General features: G+C 42.0%; 19 protein-coding genes and 1 other annotated feature. Of the genes, 17 read left to right on the forward strand and 2 right to left on the reverse strand.

Annotated features, from left to right (window positions below):
• Positions 1-8: 8 nt before the first annotated feature.
• The 11 genes from mecA to HMPREF2885_RS06505 all read left to right on the forward strand — a co-directional run bounded on the left by mecA (position 9) and on the right by HMPREF2885_RS06505 (position 12075).
• Positions 9-749 (forward strand): adaptor protein MecA, encoded by a 741-nt coding sequence (gene mecA, locus HMPREF2885_RS06450; protein ID WP_049500336.1) that lies wholly within the window; start codon positions 9-11, stop codon positions 747-749.
• Positions 750-896: 147 nt separating this feature from the next.
• Positions 897-2183 carry a homoserine dehydrogenase gene (locus HMPREF2885_RS06455; RefSeq protein WP_049500334.1) on the forward strand — a complete coding sequence of 429 codons (1287 nt, stop codon included), beginning with the start codon at positions 897-899 and terminating at the stop codon, positions 2181-2183.
• A gap of 1 nt (position 2184) precedes the next feature.
• Entirely contained in the window at positions 2185-3054 is an 870-nt protein-coding gene (thrB, locus tag HMPREF2885_RS06460; RefSeq protein WP_049500332.1) for a homoserine kinase, read from the forward strand.
• A gap of 260 nt (positions 3055-3314) precedes the next feature.
• A complete protein-coding gene (gene msrB, locus HMPREF2885_RS06470; RefSeq protein ID WP_049501094.1) occupies positions 3315-4253 on the forward strand; it encodes a peptide-methionine (R)-S-oxide reductase MsrB in 939 nt (312 codons plus the stop codon).
• 59 nt (positions 4254-4312) lie between these two features.
• Positions 4313-6037 (forward strand): ABC transporter ATP-binding protein, encoded by a 1725-nt coding sequence (locus tag HMPREF2885_RS06475; RefSeq protein ID WP_061420747.1) that lies wholly within the window; start codon positions 4313-4315, stop codon positions 6035-6037.
• A gap of 1 nt (position 6038) precedes the next feature.
• Positions 6039-7787, forward strand: coding sequence for an ABC transporter ATP-binding protein (locus HMPREF2885_RS06480; protein ID WP_061420750.1), 1749 nt, complete (start codon positions 6039-6041; stop codon positions 7785-7787).
• Positions 7788-7890: 103 nt separating this feature from the next.
• Positions 7891-9150 carry a TRZ/ATZ family protein gene (locus HMPREF2885_RS06485; protein ID WP_061420752.1) on the forward strand — a complete coding sequence of 420 codons (1260 nt, stop codon included), beginning with the start codon at positions 7891-7893 and terminating at the stop codon, positions 9148-9150.
• Between the two features lie 61 nt (positions 9151-9211).
• Positions 9212-9347 (forward strand) — a sequence feature (ribosomal protein L10 leader region).
• A gap of 38 nt (positions 9348-9385) precedes the next feature.
• Positions 9386-9886, forward strand: coding sequence for a 50S ribosomal protein L10 (rplJ, locus tag HMPREF2885_RS06490; RefSeq protein ID WP_070657525.1), 501 nt, complete (start codon positions 9386-9388; stop codon positions 9884-9886).
• Positions 9887-9960: 74 nt separating this feature from the next.
• On the forward strand, positions 9961-10329 hold the full coding sequence (gene rplL / locus HMPREF2885_RS06495) for a 50S ribosomal protein L7/L12 (protein ID WP_001196964.1): 369 nt from the start codon (positions 9961-9963) through the stop codon (positions 10327-10329).
• A gap of 412 nt (positions 10330-10741) precedes the next feature.
• A complete protein-coding gene (locus HMPREF2885_RS06500) occupies positions 10742-11644 on the forward strand; it encodes a DUF2268 domain-containing putative Zn-dependent protease (RefSeq protein ID WP_061420755.1) in 903 nt (300 codons plus the stop codon).
• A 62-nt stretch (positions 11645-11706) separates the two neighbouring features.
• Entirely contained in the window at positions 11707-12075 is a 369-nt protein-coding gene (locus tag HMPREF2885_RS06505) for an EXLDI protein (protein ID WP_061421589.1), read from the forward strand.
• 160 nt (positions 12076-12235) lie between these two features.
• On the opposite strand, the gene HMPREF2885_RS06510 is transcribed toward HMPREF2885_RS06505, so the two are convergent.
• Together HMPREF2885_RS06510 and gdhA are read right to left on the reverse strand one after the other, a co-directional pair.
• A complete protein-coding gene (locus tag HMPREF2885_RS06510; RefSeq protein ID WP_061421590.1) occupies positions 12236-12721 on the reverse strand; it encodes a GNAT family N-acetyltransferase in 486 nt (161 codons plus the stop codon).
• Between the two features lie 31 nt (positions 12722-12752).
• Positions 12753-14099, reverse strand: coding sequence for an NADP-specific glutamate dehydrogenase (gdhA, locus tag HMPREF2885_RS06515; RefSeq protein WP_000199517.1), 1347 nt, complete (start codon positions 14097-14099; stop codon positions 12753-12755).
• 205 nt (positions 14100-14304) lie between these two features.
• Here gdhA and HMPREF2885_RS06520 point away from each other — a divergent pair, with 205 nt between their 5' ends.
• The 6 genes from HMPREF2885_RS06520 (at position 14305) to HMPREF2885_RS06545 (ending at position 19258) form a co-directional block, all read left to right on the forward strand.
• Entirely contained in the window at positions 14305-15240 is a 936-nt protein-coding gene (locus tag HMPREF2885_RS06520) for a dihydroorotate oxidase (protein WP_070657527.1), read from the forward strand.
• A 32-nt stretch (positions 15241-15272) separates the two neighbouring features.
• On the forward strand, positions 15273-16310 hold the full coding sequence (gene holA / locus HMPREF2885_RS06525; RefSeq protein WP_070657529.1) for a DNA polymerase III subunit delta: 1038 nt from the start codon (positions 15273-15275) through the stop codon (positions 16308-16310).
• Between the two features lie 69 nt (positions 16311-16379).
• Positions 16380-16985 (forward strand): superoxide dismutase SodA, encoded by a 606-nt coding sequence (sodA, locus tag HMPREF2885_RS06530; protein WP_049519616.1) that lies wholly within the window; start codon positions 16380-16382, stop codon positions 16983-16985.
• A 155-nt stretch (positions 16986-17140) separates the two neighbouring features.
• Entirely contained in the window at positions 17141-17671 is a 531-nt protein-coding gene (locus HMPREF2885_RS06535; RefSeq protein WP_070657530.1) for a YutD family protein, read from the forward strand.
• A gap of 20 nt (positions 17672-17691) precedes the next feature.
• Positions 17692-18777 (forward strand): dual-specificity RNA methyltransferase RlmN, encoded by a 1086-nt coding sequence (gene rlmN / locus HMPREF2885_RS06540; RefSeq protein ID WP_000804762.1) that lies wholly within the window; start codon positions 17692-17694, stop codon positions 18775-18777.
• Between the two features lies 1 nt (position 18778).
• On the forward strand, positions 18779-19258 hold the full coding sequence (locus tag HMPREF2885_RS06545; RefSeq protein ID WP_000163102.1) for a VanZ family protein: 480 nt from the start codon (positions 18779-18781) through the stop codon (positions 19256-19258).

Below are 19258 nucleotides of genomic sequence, written 5' to 3' on the forward strand. Positions count from 1 at the left end.
TACTAGATATGAAGATGAAACAAATTAGTGATACAACACTGAAAATCACGATGACTTTAGATGATTTGATGGATCGGGGAATGGAAATCGCAGACTTTCTCGTCCCTCAGGAAAAAACCGAAGAGTTTTTCTATGCTATTTTAGATGAGTTAGAGATGCCAGACAATTTCTTGGATAGTGGTATGCTGAGTTTTCGTGTGACACCAAAACCAGATAAGGTGGACGTCTTTGTGACCAAGTCTAAGATTGACCAAAATCTAGATTTTGAAGATTTGGCGGACCTACCTGACATGGAAGAATTGGCCCAAATGTCACCAGATGAATTTCTCAAGACACTAGAAAAGAGTATCGCAGAGAAAACCAAGGATGATATAGAGGCTATCCAATCTCTAGAGCAAGTCGAAGCAAAGGAAGAAGAGCTGGAGCAAGCGAACAAGGAGACTGAGAGCAAGAAGGAACCTTATATCTACTATATCTTGCGTTTCGCAAATCTTGCTGACCTAGTTGCTTTTGCAAAGACAGTTAACTACCAGATGGAAACATCTGAACTCTATAAGATGAATGACCACTATTATTTGACAATCTTAGTTGATGTGGAAAACCATCCTAGTCCATATCCAGCCTGGCTCTTGGCTCGTATGCGTGAGTTTGCAGACGACAGTGACATCAGTCGTTCAGTCTTGCAAGAGTATGGGCAAATATTGATTAACCATGACGCAGTTCTCGGTCTGCAAAAGATTCGTTCATAATTTTTAAAATCAGTTTTCATTTATCAAGAAAGACGAATCATGGGATTCGTTTTTTCTTTACTAGACTGAAATAGTGATTTACTATAATAGGAATTTTCACAAAATTCTGTTATAATGGCTATATCAGAAAATTTCTAGGAGACAAACATGACAGTTAAAATTGCTTTACTTGGATTTGGTACCGTTGCAAGTGGTGTGCCATTCCTCCTAAAGGAAAATGGAGAAAAAATCGTTCAGTCAGCTCATTCAGAGATTGAAGTGGCCAAGGTATTGGTCAAGGATGAAGATGAAAAGAACCGCTTGCTTGCAGCAGGAAATGACTTTAACTTTGTAACCAATGTAGACGATATTTTATCAGACAAGGACATTACAATCGTAGTGGAATTGATGGGGCGTATCGAACCAGCTAAAACCTTTATCACTCGTGCCTTGGAAGCTGGGAAACACGTTGTTACTGCTAATAAGGACCTTTTGGCTGTCCATGGAGCAGAATTGCTAGAAATCGCTAAAGAGCATAACGTAGCACTTTACTATGAAGCAGCAGTAGCTGGTGGGATTCCAATTCTTCGTACTTTGGCAAATTCGTTGGCTTCTGACAAAATTACGCGCGTTCTTGGCGTTGTTAATGGAACTTCCAACTTCATGATGACCAAGATGGTGGAAGAAGGCTGGTCTTACGATGATGCTCTGGCTGAAGCTCAAAGACTTGGATTTGCAGAAAGCGACCCTACAAATGACGTGGATGGGATTGACGCAGCCTACAAGATGGTGATTTTGAGCCAGTTTGCTTTTGGTATGAAGGTTGCCTTTGACGATGTAGCCCACAAGGGAATCCGCAATATCACACCAGAAGACGTAGCTGTAGCCCAAGATCTTGGCTACGTAGTGAAATTGGTTGGTTCTATCGAGGAAACTCCTTCAGGTATTGCTGCAGAAGTGACTCCAACCTTCCTTCCTAAAGCACATCCACTTGCCAGTGTGAATGGGGTAATGAACGCAGTCTTTGTAGAATCTATCGGTATTGGTGAATCGATGTACTACGGACCAGGTGCGGGTCAAAAACCAACTGCAACAAGTGTTGTAGCAGACATTGTCCGTATCGTTCGTCGCTTGAATGATGGTACTATTGGTAAAGACTTCAACGAATATAGCCGTGAATTGGTCTTGGCTAATCCAGAAGATGTCAAAGCTAATTACTACTTCTCAATCTTGGCTCCAGACTCAAAAGGTCAGGTCTTGAAATTGGCTGAGATTTTCAACGCTCAAGATATTTCCTTCAAGCAAATCCTCCAAGATGGCAAAGAGGGTGACAAGGCGCGTGTAGTGATTATCACTCATAAGATTAATAAAGCGCAGCTTGAGAATGTTTCAGCTGAGTTGGCCAAAGCTTCAGAATTTGACCTCTTGAATACCTTCAAGGTGTTAGGAGAATAGGATGAAGATTATTGTACCTGCAACCAGTGCCAATATCGGGCCAGGTTTTGATTCGGTTGGTGTAGCTGTAACCAAGTATCTTCAAATTGAGGTTTGTGAAGAACGGGATGAGTGGTTGATTGAACACCAGATTGGTAAATGGATTCCACATGACGAGCGTAATCTCTTGCTCAAGATTGCCTTGCAAATTGCGCCTGACTTGCAACCGAGACGTTTGAAAATGACCAGCGATGTTCCCTTGGCGCGTGGCTTGGGTTCTTCAAGCTCGGTTATTGTTGCTGGAATTGAACTGGCTAACCAACTGGGCAATCTCAACTTATCTAACCACGACAAATTGCAGCTGGCTACCAAGATTGAAGGACATCCTGACAATGTGGCTCCAGCTATCTATGGAAATCTTGTTGTTGCGAGTTCTGTTGAAGGGCAGGTTTCGGCGATTGTGGCAGATTTCCCAGAGTGTGATTTTTTAGCTTATATTCCCAACTATGAATTGCGCACTCGCGACAGTCGTGGTGTCCTTCCTAAGAAATTGTCCTACAAGGAAGCTGTTGCAGCTAGTTCAATTGCCAATGTTGCTGTTGCAGCCTTGTTAGCAGGAGATATGGTGACAGCTGGACAAGCAATCGAGGGGGATCTCTTCCACGAGCGCTATCGTCAAAGTCTGGTCCGTGAATTTGCGACGATTAAGCAAGTAGCTAAAGAGAATGGAGCCTATGCGACCTATCTCTCTGGTGCCGGACCGACAGTTATGGTTCTGGCTTCTCATGACAAGATGCCCAAGATTAAAGCTGAATTGCAAAAGCAACCTTTCAAAGGCAAACTACATGACTTGAAAGTTGATACCAAAGGTGTCCGTGTCGAAACAAAGTAAAGAAATAGAAGATAGGATGGGGAAACTCTTGATTAGAGGGCTTCCTATCCTTTTTTTGAAAAGAAGTTTATACTCAATGAAAATCAAAGAGCAAACTAGGAAGCTGGCCGCAGGTTGCTCAAAACATGGTTTTGAGGTTGTGGATAGAACTGACGAAGTTAGCTCAAAATACTGTTTTGAGGTTGCAGATGTAAGCTGACGTGGTTTGAAGAGATTTTCGAAGAGTATTAGTTAAAAACCTTGATAAAGGAGAAATAAAGATGGCAGAAATTTATCTAGCAGGTGGCTGTTTTTGGGGTCTAGAGGAGTATTTTTCACGTATTTCTGGAGTGCTAGCAACCAGTGTCGGCTACGCTAATGGCCAAGTCGAAACGACCAATTACCAGTTGCTCAAGGAAACAGACCATGCAGAGACTGTTCAAGTGATTTATGATGAGAAAGCGGTGTCACTTAGAGAGATTTTGCTTTATTATTTCCGTGTCATTGATCCCTTGTCTATTAACCAACAAGGGAATGACCGTGGTCGCCAATATCGAACTGGGATCTATTACCAAGATGAAGCAGACTTGCCGGCTATCTACACAGTGGTGCAGGAGCAAGAACGCATGCTGGGTCGAAAGATTGCAGTAGAGGTGGAGAAACTTCGTCACTACATTCTGGCTGAAGACTACCATCAAGACTATCTCAAGAAAAATCCTTCTGGTTACTGTCATATCGATGTGACCGATGCTGAGAAGCCATTGATTGATGCCTCTAACTATGAAAAGCCTAGTCAAGAGGTGCTGAAGGAAAGCCTAACTGAAGAATCCTACCGAGTAACTCAAGAAGCTGCTACAGAAGCGCCGTTTAGTAATGCTTATGACCAAACTTTTGAAGAAGGGATTTATGTAGACATCACGACGGGTGAGCCACTCTTTTTCGCTAAGGATAAGTTTACCTCAGGTTGTGGTTGGCCAAGTTTTAGCCGTCCGATTTCTAAGGAATTGATTCACTATTACAAGGATTTGAGCCATGGAATGGAGCGAATCGAGGTTCGTTCTCGGTCAGGAAATGCTCACTTGGGTCATGTTTTCACAGATGGACCTCAGGAGTTAGGTGGCCTCCGTTACTGTATTAATTCTGCTTCCTTACGCTTTGTAGCCAAGGATGAGATGGAAGAAGCAGGATATGGCTATCTATTACCTTACTTAAACAAATAAAACTGAGAGGGTGGGGCTTCCCACTTTCTTCATTTCCAGAATAAGAATAGAAGGGATTTATGAAACACTTACTATCTTACTTCAAACCCTACATCAAAGAGTCGATTCTAGCACCCTTGTTCAAGCTACTAGAAGCTGTTTTTGAGCTCTTGGTTCCCATGGTGATTGCTGGGATTGTTGACCAGTCCTTGCCCCAGAGAGATCAAGGGCATCTATGGATGCAGATTGGCCTGCTCCTTATCTTTGCAGTGATTGGTGTTTTAGTGGCCCTGGTAGCCCAGTTTTACTCAGCTAAGGCTGCGGTGGGTTTTGCCAAAGAACTGACAGACGACCTTTATCGTCATATTCTTTCCTTACCCAAGGACAGCAGAGATCGTTTGACAACTTCTAGCTTGGTGACTCGCTTGACTTCGGATACTTACCAGATTCAGACTGGTATCAATCAATTCCTGCGCCTCTTTTTGAGAGCGCCTATTATCGTTTTTGGAGCCATTTTTATGGCCTATCGCATCTCGGCTGAGCTGACTTTCTGGTTCTTAGTTATGGTTGTCATTTTGACGATTGTCATTGTCGGTCTCTCTCGACTGGTCAATCCTCTCTACAGCAGTCTCAGAAAGAAAACGGATCAGCTGGTTCAGGAAACGCGTCAGCAATTACAAGGCATGCGAGTTATTCGTGCTTTTGGTCAGGAAAAACGAGAGTTACAGATTTTTCAAACCCTTAACCAAGTTTATGCTAGATTGCAAGAAAAGACGGGTTTCTGGTCTAGTTTGTTAACACCTCTGACCTATCTGATTGTCAATGGAACTCTTCTTGTCATCATCTGGCAGGGCTATATTTCAATTCAAGGAGGTTTACTCAGTCAAGGTGCTCTTATTGCCCTTATCAACTACCTCTTACAAATTTTGGTGGAATTGGTTAAGCTCGCCATGCTGATAAATTCCCTCAACCAGTCCTATATCTCAGCCAAGCGAATTGAGGAAGTTTTTACCGAAGCTCCAGAAGATATTTTTTCAGAATTAGAAGAAAAGCAAGCTACCGGTGATCGTGTTTTGCAAGTCCAAGAATTAACCTTTACCTATCCTGATGCGGCCCAGCCTTCTCTGAGAAACATTTCCTTTGATATGAATCAAGGGCAGATCCTTGGTATCATCGGGGGAACTGGTTCAGGTAAATCAAGCTTGGTGCAAGTCTTACTTGGTCTTTATCCAGCAGACAAGGGGAGCATTGACCTTTATCGAGATGGATGTAGTCCTCGTAATCTTGAGCAGTGGCGGTCTTGGATTGCCTATGTACCTCAAAAAGTCGAACTTTTTAAAAGAACTATTCGTTCCAACTTGACTCTAGGTTTCAATCGAGAAGTGTCTGACCAAGAACTTTGGCAGGCCTTGGAAATTGCGCAAGCTAAGGATTTTGTCAGTGAAAAGGAAGGACTTTTGGATGCCCTAGTTGAGGCAGGAGGACGAAATTTCTCAGGTGGACAAAAACAAAGGCTATCTATTGCCCGAGCAGTCTTGCGACAAGCTCCATTTCTCATCCTAGATGATGCGACCTCGGCCCTGGACACCATCACTGAGTCCAAGCTCTTGAAAGCTATCCGAGAGAATTTACCTAACACGAGCTTAATCTTGATTTCTCAACGAATGTCTACACTTCAGATGGCTGACCAGATTCTCCTCTTGGAAAAAGGTGAGTTACTAGCTGTTGGCAAGCACGAGGAATTAATGAAGACTAGCCAAGTCTATCGCGAAATCAATGCATCCCAACATGGAAAGGAGGACTAGCATGAAACGACAAACCGCAAACCAGACGCTCAAACGTTTGGCCATAGATTTAGCAAACCATCCTTTCCTCCTTTTACTTGCCTTTCTAGGAACTATTGCCCAAGTTGCTTTATCGATCTACCTACCTATCTTGATTGGACAGGTCATTGACCAAGTTCTAGTGGCTGGTTCATCACCAGTTTTTTGGCAGATTTTCATTCAGATGATATTGGTAGTCATAGGAAATACTCTGGTACAATGGGCCAATCCTCTTCTTTATAATCGTCTAATCTTCTCTTATACCAGAGACTTGCGAGAGCGAATTATCCATAAGCTCCATCGTTTACCGATTGCTTTTGTGAACCGGCAGGGCAGTGGAGAGATGGTTAGTCGTGTGACCACAGACATAGAACAGTTGGCAGCTGGTTTGACCATGATTTTCAATCAATTTTTCATTGGTGTTTTGATGATTTTGGTTAGTATTCTAGCCATGCTCCAAATTCACCTCCTCATGACCCTCTTGGTCTTGCTGTTGACGCCGCTGTCCATGGTGATTTCACGCTTTATTGCCAAACGCTCCTATCATCTCTTCCAGAAGCAAACAGAGACGAGGGGAATTCAGACTCAGTTGATTGAAGAGTCGCTTAGCCAGCAGACCATTATCCAGTCCTTCAATGCTCAGACAGAGTTTATCCAAAGACTGCACGAGGCGAATGCCAACTACGCAAGCTATTCTCAGTCAGCTATCTTTTATTCCTCAACGGTTAATCCTTCGACTCGCTTTGTCAATGCGCTCATTTATGCTCTTCTAGCTGGAGTAGGAGCTTATCGTATCATGATGGGTTCAACCTTGACCATTGGGCGTTTAGTAACTTTTTTGAACTATGTTCAGCAGTATACCAAGCCCTTTAACGATATTTCTTCAGTGCTAGCTGAGTTGCAAAGTGCTCTCGCTTGCGCAGAGCGCGTCTATGCTGTCTTAGAAAGTCCAGAGGTGGCTGAAACAGGTAAGGAAGTCTTGACCAGTGACCAAGTTAAGGGAGCCATTTCCTTTAAGCATGTTTCTTTTGGATACCATCCTGAAAGGATCTTGATTAAGGATTTGTCTATCAATATCCCAGCTGGTAGCAAGGTAGCCATCGTTGGTCCTACAGGTGCTGGTAAGTCAACTCTTATCAATCTCCTCATGCGTTTTTATCCTATTAACTCGGGAGATATCTTGTTAGATGGGCAGTCCATTTATGATTATACCCGAGCGTCATTGAGACAGCAGTTTGGGATGGTACTCCAAGAAACCTGGCTCAAGCAAGGGACCATTCATGACAATATTGCCTTTGGAAATCCTGATGCCAGTCGGGAGCAAGTGATTGCTGCTGCAAAGGCAGCCAATGCAGACTTTTTCATCCAACAGTTACCCCAAGGCTATGATACCAAACTGGAAAATGCAGGAGAATCTCTCTCTGTTGGGCAAGCCCAGCTCTTGACCATCGCCCGAGTCTTTCTAGCTATTCCAAAGATTCTTATCTTAGACGAAGCGACTTCCTCCATCGATACACGGACAGAGGTGCTAGTACAGGATGCCTTTGCCAAACTCATGAAGGGGCGCACAAGCTTTATTATTGCTCACCGTTTGTCAACCATTCAGGATGCGGATTTGATTCTTGTCTTGGTAGATGGTGACATTGTGGAGCATGGTAACCATCAGGATCTCATGGATAGAAAGGGCAAGTATTACCAAATGCAAAAAGCTGCGGCCTTTAGCTCTGAATAAGTCATTCCTACCCATTTAAATTCTTAATGACACTAAAAGTTGCCTTCGGGTGACTTTTTTGTTACAATAGCTAGAAAAATCAGGGTCTTAGAAGGAGAAAACAATGAAAGTCTATCAGCATGTAAATATCGTGACTTGTGACCAAGATTTCCATGTCTATCTGGATGGTATTTTAGCCGTTAAGGACTCTCAAATCGTCTATGTCGGCCAAGAGGAGCCAGAGATTTTAGAGCAAGCTGAGCAGATTATAGACTATCAGGGAGCCTGGATCATGCCTGGTTTGGTCAATTGCCACACCCATTCTGCTATGACAGGTTTGCGAGGAATTCAGGATGACAGCAATCTCCACGAATGGCTCAATGACTATATCTGGCCAGCAGAAGCAGGCTTTACTCCCGACATGACTACCAAGGCAGTCAAAGAAGCTCTGACAGAGATGCTCCAGTCAGGGACAACAACCTTCAACGATATGTATAATCCCAATGGTGTGGATATTGAGCAAATTTATCAGGCAGTCAAGGCCTCTAAGATGCGTTGTTATTTCTCACCAACCCTTTTTTCTTCAGAGGCAGAATCAACTGCTGAGACTATGAGCAGAACCCGAGCCATCATAGAGGAAATCTTAGGATATGAAAATCCAAATTTCAAGGTTATGGTAGCCCCTCATTCTCCCTACAGCTGTAGTAAAGACTTGCTGGAAGCGAGTTTAGATATGGCAAAAGAGCTGAATATTCCTATCCATATCCATGTGGCGGAGACCAAGGAGGAGTCAGGAATAATCCTGAAACGATACGGCAAACGCCCTCTCGCCTTTCTAGAAGAACTAGGTTACTTAGATCATCCGTCTGTCTTTGCTCATGGGGTCGAGCTAAACGAACGAGAAATTGAACGTTTGGTAACCTCTCAAGTGGCTATCGCCCACAATCCTATCAGTAACCTCAAACTGGCCTCAGGGATCGCTCCCATCATCCAACTGCAAAAAGCAGGAGTAGCAGTGGGGATTGCGACAGACTCGGTTGCTTCCAATAACAATCTAGATATGTTCGAGGAAGGACGGACAGCAGCCCTTCTTCAAAAGATGAAAAGTGGAGATGCCAGCCAATTTCCTATCGAAACAGCCCTTAAGGCACTGACAATCGAAGGAGCTAAGGTTCTAGGAATGGAAAAGCAGATAGGAAGCCTAGAAGTTGGCAAGCAAGCGGATTTTCTGGTCATTCAACCACAAGGAAAAATCCATCTTCAACCTCAGAATAATATGCTCTCGCATCTAGTCTATGCAGTCAAATCCAGTGATGTTGATGATGTTTATATCGCTGGAGAACAGGTGGTTAAGCAAGGCAAAGTTTTGACAGTAGAGATTTAAAAAAATTTAAAAAAAGTTTGCAAAAATCTTGCATTCTTTTTTTGTCTATGCTATACTTATATACGGTTTGAAAAAACTGCCTAAGACAGTAGGGGAGCTCGACTCATAAAGATCCTACCGAGGACAAAACGTATCATGTAAAAAGAAGCGTATTGTACTTTCGTGTCTAGGTTTGGGCGCGTTTTTCTTTTGGAAAAATTCCCCAAGCAAAATAATTACGGAGGTGAACACACTAATGAGTGAAGCAATTATTGCTAAAAAAGCGGAACTAGTTGACGTAGTAGCTGAAAAAATGAAAGCTGCTGCATCTATCGTCGTTGTAGACGCTCGTGGTTTGACAGTTGAGCAAGATACAGTTCTTCGTCGTGAGCTTCGTGGAAGCGAAGTTGAGTATAAAGTCATTAAAAACTCAATCTTGCGTCGTGCAGCTGAAAAAGCTGGTCTTGAAGATCTTGCATCAGTATTTGTTGGACCATCTGCAGTAGCATTTTCTAACGAAGATGTTATCGCACCAGCGAAAATCTTGAACGATTTTGATAAAAACGCTGAAGCACTTGAAATCAAAGGTGGTGCAATCGAAGGCGCTGTCGCATCTAAAGAAGAAATCGTTGCTCTTGCAACTCTTCCAAACCGCGAAGGACTTCTTTCTATGCTCCTTTCTGTACTTCAAGCGCCAGTGCGCAACGTTGCTCTTGCAGTCAAAGCGGTTGCAGACAACAAAGAAGACGCAGCTTAATCTTAAGCTACGCAGCGTAGCCTAGCTACGGAAAAACTATTATAAAATTAAAAACTTATTTGGAGGAAATAACAATGGCATTGAACATTGAAAACATTATTGCTGAAATTAAAGAAGCTTCAATCCTTGAATTGAACGACCTTGTAAAAGCTATCGAAGAAGAATTTGGTGTAACTGCAGCTGCTCCTGTAGCTGTTGCTGCAGCTGGTGCTGCTGACGCTGGTGCTGCTAAAGACTCATTTGACGTTGAGTTGACAGCTGCTGGTGACAAAAAAGTTGGCGTTATCAAAGTTGTACGTGAAATCACTGGTCTTGGACTTAAAGAAGCTAAAGAACTTGTTGATGGTGCACCAGGTGTCATCAAAGAAGGCGTTCCAACTGCAGAAGCTGAAGAAATCAAAGCTAAATTGGAAGAAGCTGGAGCTTCAGTTACTCTTAAATAATAGAGCGACTACATTTGTAGCTTAAAAAACATATAAAACCGCTATTCTTAGGAGTAGCGGTTTTTTCTTTTGGTTCAAGAAGGGGCAAAAAAGGGGCGAACTAATTATATAGTTTATCTAGGAGACAAACAAGTTTTGAATAATAGGCTTTCCATAAAAAATGATACAAGTTTTTACCCTTCAGGATTTATTTTTTTCTAGTATCATCATTCCTATGAACAGTAGAAAAGTAAGTTTTTAATTTATTGATACTCTGGATATTATAATCTCAGTATTAAAGAACTTTATTGAAGGTAATTTTCGAACGGTTTGAGGTAATTTCAATGAAATTTTAATAGATATTTTAATTTTCTTCTTGACTCTGACCTTAGGGAAGGGATTATACTAATAATAGATAAGAAAGGAGATTATTATGCAAATCAATATGATTCGTTCAGATAAAGTTTACCAAGAGATGCTCGAGCTTCCTTTAGAAAAGAGAGAAGGCTGTTTTCGAGCGAAAATATTAGCACCTTTTGCAACCAAATACCAAACGCAACACATCCCTCTGAAAGCAAAGTATCCTGGAGGATTTGACGCTCTATTCCTACTTGGTTTTATGAATCAGTTACCCTCAACTCTCTCAGAAAAGGATAGACCAGCTATAGACGCTCTGAGCTCTGATCAACTCTGGCAAAATTGTCAAGATACCATCAAGAGGAGTATTGGGCTTTTTGAGCAGGCTGGCTATGACTTAGAGGTTGAGGATTACCATTTTACTATTTTATTGGGCAATCCAGAAAAACCTATGCTACAGCTCAATAAGGGTTATAGCGGAGATGGCGGAATTCCAGGCTACCTCATGCTTAGTCTGCTACCAAATGACTATACTTTACCACGTGTGCAGGCTGCGTTGGCTCATGAGTGCAATCACAATGTCCGCTTTCAATTTGTCAAATGGAATCAGCAGACGACACTAGCAGACTGGGTAGTCAGTGAAGGCTTGGCAGAGTCTTTTGCGGCTGAGCTCTATGGTAAGGATCTCATTGGGCCTTGGGTTACTTCAACCAGTCCAGAGCAGTTAGAAGAGATTAAGCCCATCATCTCCAGTCAGCTTCAGCTAACGGGGATGGCGGAAATGGCTCCTTATCTATACGGTGATGAAATCGCGAAGATACAGGGTCAAATTCCGGTTGGTATGCCCTATGCTGCGGGCTATGCTTATGGTTATCATTTGATACAAGCTTATCTGAAAAAGACTGGCAAGAGCATTATTGAGGCCACAGTGACGCCTACAGAAGAGATTTTAGAGGCGACGAAAGACTTTTGGAAATGATATTTTTGCTTGCAAATCTGCCAGAGTTTGATATAATGAAAGTAATTTTTGGAGGTGACTATATGCACTATAAAAGAGTTGAATTAAAGGCCACAAATCAAGGTATCCATGAACGCAAGATCTTTCAAGGTGTTAAGATTTTCAGTCGTAGCAAGTTATCCAAAGATCAGAAAAGCATTCTAACACAGAAGCTTTACCTGACTCCGAAGCAGAATATCGTTTTCTATCAGCGGACAGATGTCAATTATGACCAGAACTGGCATCATAATAAGGACTATTATGAACTAGCTTATGGCCAGTTGGACAGAGAGACGGTTTTTAAGGTTTGCCAAGATTTTGACGAACTAAGTCCTTTCCTGGAGAATGAGCTGTTGGAGAAGCTAAAAGAAAAGCTGGTAGCAGGAAAATTTTTTGAAAAATTAGATATATAAAAATCCGACTGCTTTTATAAGCAGTCGGATTTCTTCTAGTGTGATAGTGCTGAAACAATACCTTTACTATCATAGCATTGGCTACATTTTTAAAAGTTGTTTTAGCTGTCTTGAGGAGCTTGATACTGATGTCCTCGAGTCGACCATAGTATACTAACATCTATTCATCTGATAAGAGGGATTTTATCATCCAGATATTCATAGCTGGGTGGCCGGCAGCGTTAGAAAGTGGTTGTTGCAATGCTGTAAAACCATAGTGCTGATAGATTACCACAGCCGTAGTCAGTTCAGTAGAGGTTTCTAGATAAAGCTGTTCATAACCTGCTAGGCGGGCTTCCTGGAATATCCGCTTTATCAACCGGCTGGAATAACCTTTGCCACGGCTATTTTTAGTGACATACAGTTTTTGTAATTCAGCAATCTTATCGGACACTGGTGCAAAGCCACCACAGCCAACCAGCTGTCCTTTATCTTCCAGAACAAAGTAAGCTGCTCTCTCTTGATGTTGATAATAGTCGGCCAAATGATCTAGATGAGAATCAAAGTAGACAGTTCCTGGTTTGTCAAGCCCGAATTCTTCTAGGCTGGCTCGAATGAGCTGCGCTACAGCTAGATTATCTCTTACTTCCATTGGCCGTAAGTTCATCATTTGTCCTCCGATAGGATGTATCGACTAATTAAACAATACCTTGGGCAATCATAGCGTTTGCTACGTTTTCGAAGGCAGCGATATTTGCTCCTGCAAGGTAGTCAGTACCAAGTCCGTAGGTTTCAGCAGTTGTTTTAGCTGTATTGAAGATGTTGGTCATGATGTCTTTGAGGCGTCCATCAACTTCTTCACGGGTCCATGAAAGGCGAAGGCTGTTTTGGCTCATTTCAAGCGCTGATACAGCTACACCACCAGCGTTGGCAGCTTTGGCAGGTCCGTAAAGGATTCCGTTTTCTTTGTAGACTTTAATCGCATCAAGGTCACTAGGCATGTTAGCACCTTCAGATACACAGATAACGCCTTGAGAAACCAAACGTTTAGCTGCTTCACCGTTGATTTCGTTTTGAGTCGCACATGGAAGAGCGATGTCGTAGTTTCCAGCGTAAGTCCATACAGAACCTTCATGGTAAGTAGCAGTTGCTTTCTCAGCTGCGTACTCAGTCAAACGAGCACGGCGTTTTTCTTTAACATCAACCAAAAGATCGAAGTCAATACCATTTTCGTCAATGACATAACCGTTTGAGTCAGATACAGAGATAACAGTAGCGCCGAGTTCAGTCGCTTTTTGAAGAGCATATTGAGCTACGTTACCAGAACCTGAAATAACCACTTTCTTACCAGCAAAACTGTTACCATTAGCTTTGAGCATTTCTTCAGTATAGTAAACCAAACCATAACCAGTTGCTTCTGGACGAATCAAGCTACCACCAAATCCAAGAGGTTTACCAGTCAAGACACCCGCATCAAATTGGTTAAGACGTTTGTATTGTCCGTAAAGGTATCCAATTTCGCGTCCTCCAACACCGATATCACCAGCAGGTACGTCAAGAGATGGTCCGATGTATTTTTGCAATTCAGTCATGAAGCTTTGGCAGAAGCGCATCACTTCAGCATCAGTCTTCCCTTTAGGATCGAAGTCTGATCCCCCTTTACCTCCACCGATTGGAAGTCCAGTCAAAACGTTTTTAAAGATTTGTTCGAAGCCGAGGAATTTCAAAATCCCTTGGTTTACAGTTGGGTGGAAACGAAGTCCGCCTTTATATGGTCCAACAGCTGAGTTGAATTGAACACGGTAACCACGGTTGACTTGAACTTTTCCATCACGGTCAACCCAAGGAACACGGAAAGAAATTACGCGCTCAGGCTCAGTGATACGTGCCAAGATGTTTTCTTCGATATACTCAGGATGTTTTTCAAATACAGGTTCCAAAGTGCTGAAGAATTCTTCAACCGCCTGGAGAAATTCAGCCTCATGCCCGTTACGAGCTTTCACAGTTGCAAACACGCTTTGGATATAGTCTTTAGCAGATGTCATATCGTTCTCCTTTTTGTTGTTATATTTTATTACATGAGCCATTATAGCAGAATTTTTTTTGAGTGTAAAGAAAAAAACAGAAATTTTCTAAAAATTCTTTCAATTTACAAAACCGAACGTTTTATATAGAAATTAGTTTCTCAAAGAGAAAATCTTAAAGTATGGTATAATATTAGAAATAAAAGGAATCTGGAGGATCAGAATCATGGTATCAACGAAAACACAAATAGCTGGCTTTGAGTTTGACAATTGCTTGATGAATGCAGCGGGTGTGGCTTGTATGACGATAGAAGAGCTTGAAGGGGTCAAAAACTCAGCAGCAGGAACCTTTGTCACGAAGACCGCGACCTTGGACTTTCGTCAGGGCAATCCTGAGCCACGTTACCAGGATGTTCCACTTGGTTCTATCAACTCCATGGGCTTGCCAAATAATGGCTTGGATTACTATCTGGACTATCTTTTGGACTTGCAGGAAAAAGAGCCAAACCGTACTTTCTTCCTATCTCTAGTCGGCATGTCTCCAGAAGAAACACATACCATCTTGAAAAAAGTTCAAGAGAGCGAGTTTAAAGGATTGACTGAGCTCAATCTCTCTTGTCCAAATGTTCCAGGAAAACCTCAGATTGCCTATGATTTTGAAACAACAGACCGTATCTTGTCAGAGGTATTTGCCTACTTTACCAAACCTCTTGGAATCAAGTTGCCACCATATTTTGATATTGTCCACTTTGATCAAGCGGCAGCTATTTTTAACAAGTATCCACTTAAGTTTGTCAACTGTGTTAACTCTATCGGAAACGGTCTTTACATAGAAGACGAGTCAGTCGTGATTCGTCCTAAAAATGGTTTTGGTGGCATTGGTGGAGAGTATATCAAACCGACTGCTCTAGCGAATGTGCACGCCTTTTACCAACGTTTAAATCCCCAAATCCAAATCATCGGAACGGGTGGCGTTCTTACGGGTCGTGATGCCTTTGAACATATCCTCTGCGGTGCGAGTATGGTGCAAGTAGGGACCACTCTTCACAAAGAAGGTATCAGTGCTTTTGAACGCATTACCAATGAACTAAAAGCAATCATGGCGGAAAAAGGATACGAGAGCCTAGAAGATTTCCGTGGGAAATTGCGCTATATTGATTAAGTTTAATAAAAAATCAGAAGAAAGGAGAGATGATGCTTGCCATTGAAGACAGTCAGACGTTGACTTTATCAAATCTATCTAGCTTGAATCTATTTACTGGGACAGACCAGGGTCAGTTTGAAGTTATGAAGAGTCAAGTATTGAAACAGATTGGTTATGATCCAGCTGATCTCAACTTTGCTTACTTTGATATGAAAGAAGTAGCTTATAAAGACTTAGAGTTGGAGTTGGTCAGTCTCCCTTTTTTTGCGGATGAGAAAATCGTGATATTAGACCATTTTGTCGATATCACAACAGCCAAGAAACGATTTTTAGCAGATGATGAGCTCAAGTCGTTTGAGGCATACTTTGATAACCCTTCGCCAACAACCAAGTTGTTGATTTTTGCAGAAGGAAAGTTAGATAGTAAAAGACGGCTGGTCAAATTGCTCAAACGAGATGCGACTGTATTTGATGCTATTGAACCTAAAGAACAAGAACTTCGCCAGTATTTCCAAAAATGGAGCCAGACACAAGGTCTGCAGTTTGCAGAAAAGTCTTTTGAAAATCTACTTCTCAAATCCGGTTTTCAATTTAGTGAAATCCAGAAAAATCTCCTTTTTTTACAGTCTTATAAGTCAGACGGCGTGATTGAGGAGAAGGACATTGTCGAGGCTATTCCAAAGACTCTGCAGGACAATATTTTTGATTTGACTCAGCTTATTTTAGCTAAGAAGATTGACCTGGCCCGTGACCTGGTTAGAGACTTGACCTTGCAAGGGGAGGATGAGATCAAGCTCATAGCTGTCATGTTAGGAAAGTTTCGTACCTTTACCCAAGTGAAGATTTTATCAGAGACTGGTCAGACGGAATCGCAGATTGCAAGCAGTCTGGGAACTTACTTGGGGCGCAACCCTAATCCTTATCAAATCAAGTTTGCACTGAGAGATTCGAGAGGGATTTCCTTGACTTTTCTCAAGCGAGCGATTTCTTATTTGATTGAAACAGACTACCAGATTAAGACAGGTGTCTATGAAAAGGGGTACTTGTTTGAAAAGGCACTTTTGCAGATTGCGGCAGAGGCAAATTGAGCAAAAAACTTGAAAAAAGAGGATGATTGCGTTATCATTTTCATATAGAAAGAAAAAGAGGTATTACAGATGGCTATTATCTTACCAGACCTTCCATACGCATATGACGCTTTGGAACCATACATCGATGCAGAAACAATGCACTTGCACCATGACAAACACCACCAAACTTATGTCAACAATGCAAATGCAGCTCTTGAAAAACACCCTGAAATTGGTGAAGACCTTGAAGCTTTGCTTGCTGATGTAGATTCTATCCCAGCTGATATCCGTCAAGCACTTATCAACAATGGTGGTGGACACTTAAACCATGCTCTTTTCTGGGAATTGATGACTTCGGAAAAAACAGCTCCTTCAGCAGAACTTGCAGCAGCAATCGATGCAACATTTGGTTCATTTGAAGAGTTCCAAGCAGCCTTTACAGCAGCAGCCACAACTCGCTTTGGTTCTGGATGGGCTTGGTTGGTTGTCAACAAAGAAGGGAAGCTTGAAGTGACTTCAACAGCAAACCAAGACACACCAATCTCAGAAGGTAAAAAACCAATTTTGGGCTTGGATGTTTGGGAACATGCTTACTACGTGAAATACCGCAACGTGCGTCCTGACTACATCAAAGCTTTCTTCTCAGTCATTAACTGGAACAAAGTAGATGAGCTTTATGCAGCAGCTAAATAATAAAATATGGAGGGAAGAGTCAATCTTCTCTTTTTAAGGTTATAAAGCAGAAGTCTGACAAAATCGTCAGACTTTTCTCATTTTTATGAGAAACGTGCTAACTGCTAGAAATTATGGTAAAATAGAGTGTTAAGTAATCGTGGAAAAGGAAGACTATGCGTAAAGAAATTGCACCTGAATTATACAATTATAACAAGTTTCCTGGCCCAGAATTTCATGTAAATGGGGATAAGGTTGAGACTGAAGGAATCGCTTTTACCTTGGTTGAAAATATCAAGGATGCTTTCGATGTGACAGTCTTTAATCAACGCTTCTCAGAAGTGTTGACCAAATTTGATTATGTCGTGGGGGACTGGAGCAATGAACAGCTTCGTCTACGTGGCTTTTATAAAGACGACCGAACAGAGGAAAAAAATGAAAAAATTAGTCGCTTACAGGATTATCTTTTAGAGTACTGTAGTTATGGCTGTGCTTATTTTGTTCTAGAAAATCAAGCACCGAAACGGGCTTCATTTGACAAAAAAATGCGTAAAAAGGATGAGGAAAACCTTCCTAGAAGAGGCAAGAAACCTTCGCAAAACAAGAGAAAACCAAATGCGGATAAGCGAAATAGACGTCGTCATAAGGACCAAAAGTCTCAGAAAGAGGACAAGGGTCAGCGCCATTTTGTCATTCGTCAGAAATAGATAGAGAATAAGGAGAAGAGATGAAACCGTCTATTTATAGTTTAACACGTCAAACCATGCAAGAATGGGTATTAGAACAAGGAGAAAAGAAATTCCGAGCAGATCAAATCTGGGAATGGCTCTACCGTAAACGTGTCCAGTCGTTTGAAGAAATGACCAACCTTTCCAAGGATTTGATTGCCAAACTCAATGACCAGTTTGTGGTCAATCCTTTGAAACAACGGATTGTACAAGAGTCAGCTGACGGTACGGTTAAGTATCTTTTCGAGTTGCCAGATGGCATGTTGATTGAGACAGTACTCATGCGTCAACACTACGGTTTGTCAGTCTGTGTGACCACTCAGGTTGGCTGTAATATCGGTTGTACCTTCTGTGCATCAGGCTTGATCAAGAAGCAACGTGACCTCAATAACGGGGAAATCGTAGCGCAGATCATGTTGGTTCAGAAATACTTTGATGAGCGTGGTCAGGACGAACGTGTCAGCCATATCGTTGTCATGGGAATTGGTGAACCATTTGATAACTACAACAATGTTTTGAATTTTGTTCGTACCATCAATGATGACAAGGGAATGGCTATCGGTGCTCGTCACATCACTGTTTCAACCTCAGGTTTGGCCCATAAAATTCGTGACTTTGCTAATGAAGGTGTACAGGTCAATCTGGCTGTGTCTCTTCACGCACCCAATAATGAATTGCGCTCAAGCATCATGAAGATTAACCGTGCCTTTCCGATTGAAAAGCTCTTTGCAGCTATTGAGTATTATATCGAAACAACCAATCGCCGTGTGACCTTTGAATATATCATGCTCAATGAAGTCAACGATGGCGTTGAACAAGCCTTGGAATTGGCTGAATTGCTCAAAAACATCAAGAAATTGTCATATGTCAACTTGATTCCCTATAACCCAGTTAGTGAACATGACCAATATAGCCGTAGTCCTAAAGAGCGCGTGATGGCCTTCTACGATACCCTCAAGAAAAAAGGGGTCAACTGTGTTGTCCGTCAAGAGCATGGTACAGATATTGATGCAGCTTGTGGACAATTACGCTCCAATACAATGAAACGTGACCGCCAGAAGGCAGTCGCAGCGGTAAATCCATAAAATGACTAAAAAAAGAGAATTAATCTTAAGATTGGGAGTGGCTATTTACAGTCTTTGCATTGTCTGTTTTTGCTTCACTCCCCAACCTCAACTTCCTACAGGAGTGGAAACTCCAGGTATTCAAACTTTTGGACGCCTGGTTTTTCTTTTAACTCCCTTAAACTCCTTTTGGAAACTGGGTGAAGTGACTAGTTTGGGACAAGTCCTTTGGATCTTTTTGCAGAACATTTTAAATGTCTTCTTGCTTTTCCCACTAGTCTTTCAACTGATCTATCTCTGCCCAAACTTGCGACAAACCAAAAAAATCATCCTTCTCAGCTTTCTACTGAGTTTAGGAATCGAGTGCACGCAACTGGTCTTAGACTTTTTCTTTGATTTTAATCGCGTCTTTGAGATTGATGATTTGTGGACCAATACCCTGGGAGGCTATCTGGCTTGGGTCCTCTATAAAGGACTGCATAAAAACAAGATAAGGAATTAG

Source organism: Streptococcus sp. HMSC062H02 (assembly GCF_001813005.1).
Taxonomy (GTDB): domain Bacteria; phylum Bacillota; class Bacilli; order Lactobacillales; family Streptococcaceae; genus Streptococcus; species Streptococcus oralis_S.

Coding starts and splice junctions, on each gene's coding strand:
- HMPREF2885_RS06455 (WP_049500334.1), top strand. CDS start 897: ATGACAGTTAAAATTGCTTTACTTGGATTTGGTACCGTTGCAAGTGGT.
- holA (WP_070657529.1), top strand. CDS start 15,273: ATGCTTGCCATTGAAGACAGTCAGACGTTGACTTTATCAAATCTATCT.
- HMPREF2885_RS06475 (WP_061420747.1), top strand. CDS start 4,313: ATGAAACACTTACTATCTTACTTCAAACCCTACATCAAAGAGTCGATT.
- msrB (WP_049501094.1), top strand. CDS start 3,315: ATGGCAGAAATTTATCTAGCAGGTGGCTGTTTTTGGGGTCTAGAGGAG.
- HMPREF2885_RS06545 (WP_000163102.1), top strand. CDS start 18,779: ATGACTAAAAAAAGAGAATTAATCTTAAGATTGGGAGTGGCTATTTAC.
- gdhA (WP_000199517.1), bottom strand. CDS start 14,099: ATGACATCTGCTAAAGACTATATCCAAAGCGTGTTTGCAACTGTGAAA.
- HMPREF2885_RS06480 (WP_061420750.1), top strand. CDS start 6,039: ATGAAACGACAAACCGCAAACCAGACGCTCAAACGTTTGGCCATAGAT.
- rplJ (WP_070657525.1), top strand. CDS start 9,386: ATGAGTGAAGCAATTATTGCTAAAAAAGCGGAACTAGTTGACGTAGTA.
- rlmN (WP_000804762.1), top strand. CDS start 17,692: ATGAAACCGTCTATTTATAGTTTAACACGTCAAACCATGCAAGAATGG.
- HMPREF2885_RS06505 (WP_061421589.1), top strand. CDS start 11,707: ATGCACTATAAAAGAGTTGAATTAAAGGCCACAAATCAAGGTATCCAT.
- HMPREF2885_RS06535 (WP_070657530.1), top strand. CDS start 17,141: ATGCGTAAAGAAATTGCACCTGAATTATACAATTATAACAAGTTTCCT.
- rplL (WP_001196964.1), top strand. CDS start 9,961: ATGGCATTGAACATTGAAAACATTATTGCTGAAATTAAAGAAGCTTCA.
- thrB (WP_049500332.1), top strand. CDS start 2,185: ATGAAGATTATTGTACCTGCAACCAGTGCCAATATCGGGCCAGGTTTT.
- HMPREF2885_RS06500 (WP_061420755.1), top strand. CDS start 10,742: ATGCAAATCAATATGATTCGTTCAGATAAAGTTTACCAAGAGATGCTC.
- HMPREF2885_RS06520 (WP_070657527.1), top strand. CDS start 14,305: ATGGTATCAACGAAAACACAAATAGCTGGCTTTGAGTTTGACAATTGC.
- sodA (WP_049519616.1), top strand. CDS start 16,380: ATGGCTATTATCTTACCAGACCTTCCATACGCATATGACGCTTTGGAA.
- HMPREF2885_RS06510 (WP_061421590.1), bottom strand. CDS start 12,721: ATGAACTTACGGCCAATGGAAGTAAGAGATAATCTAGCTGTAGCGCAG.
- HMPREF2885_RS06485 (WP_061420752.1), top strand. CDS start 7,891: ATGAAAGTCTATCAGCATGTAAATATCGTGACTTGTGACCAAGATTTC.
- mecA (WP_049500336.1), top strand. CDS start 9: ATGAAGATGAAACAAATTAGTGATACAACACTGAAAATCACGATGACT.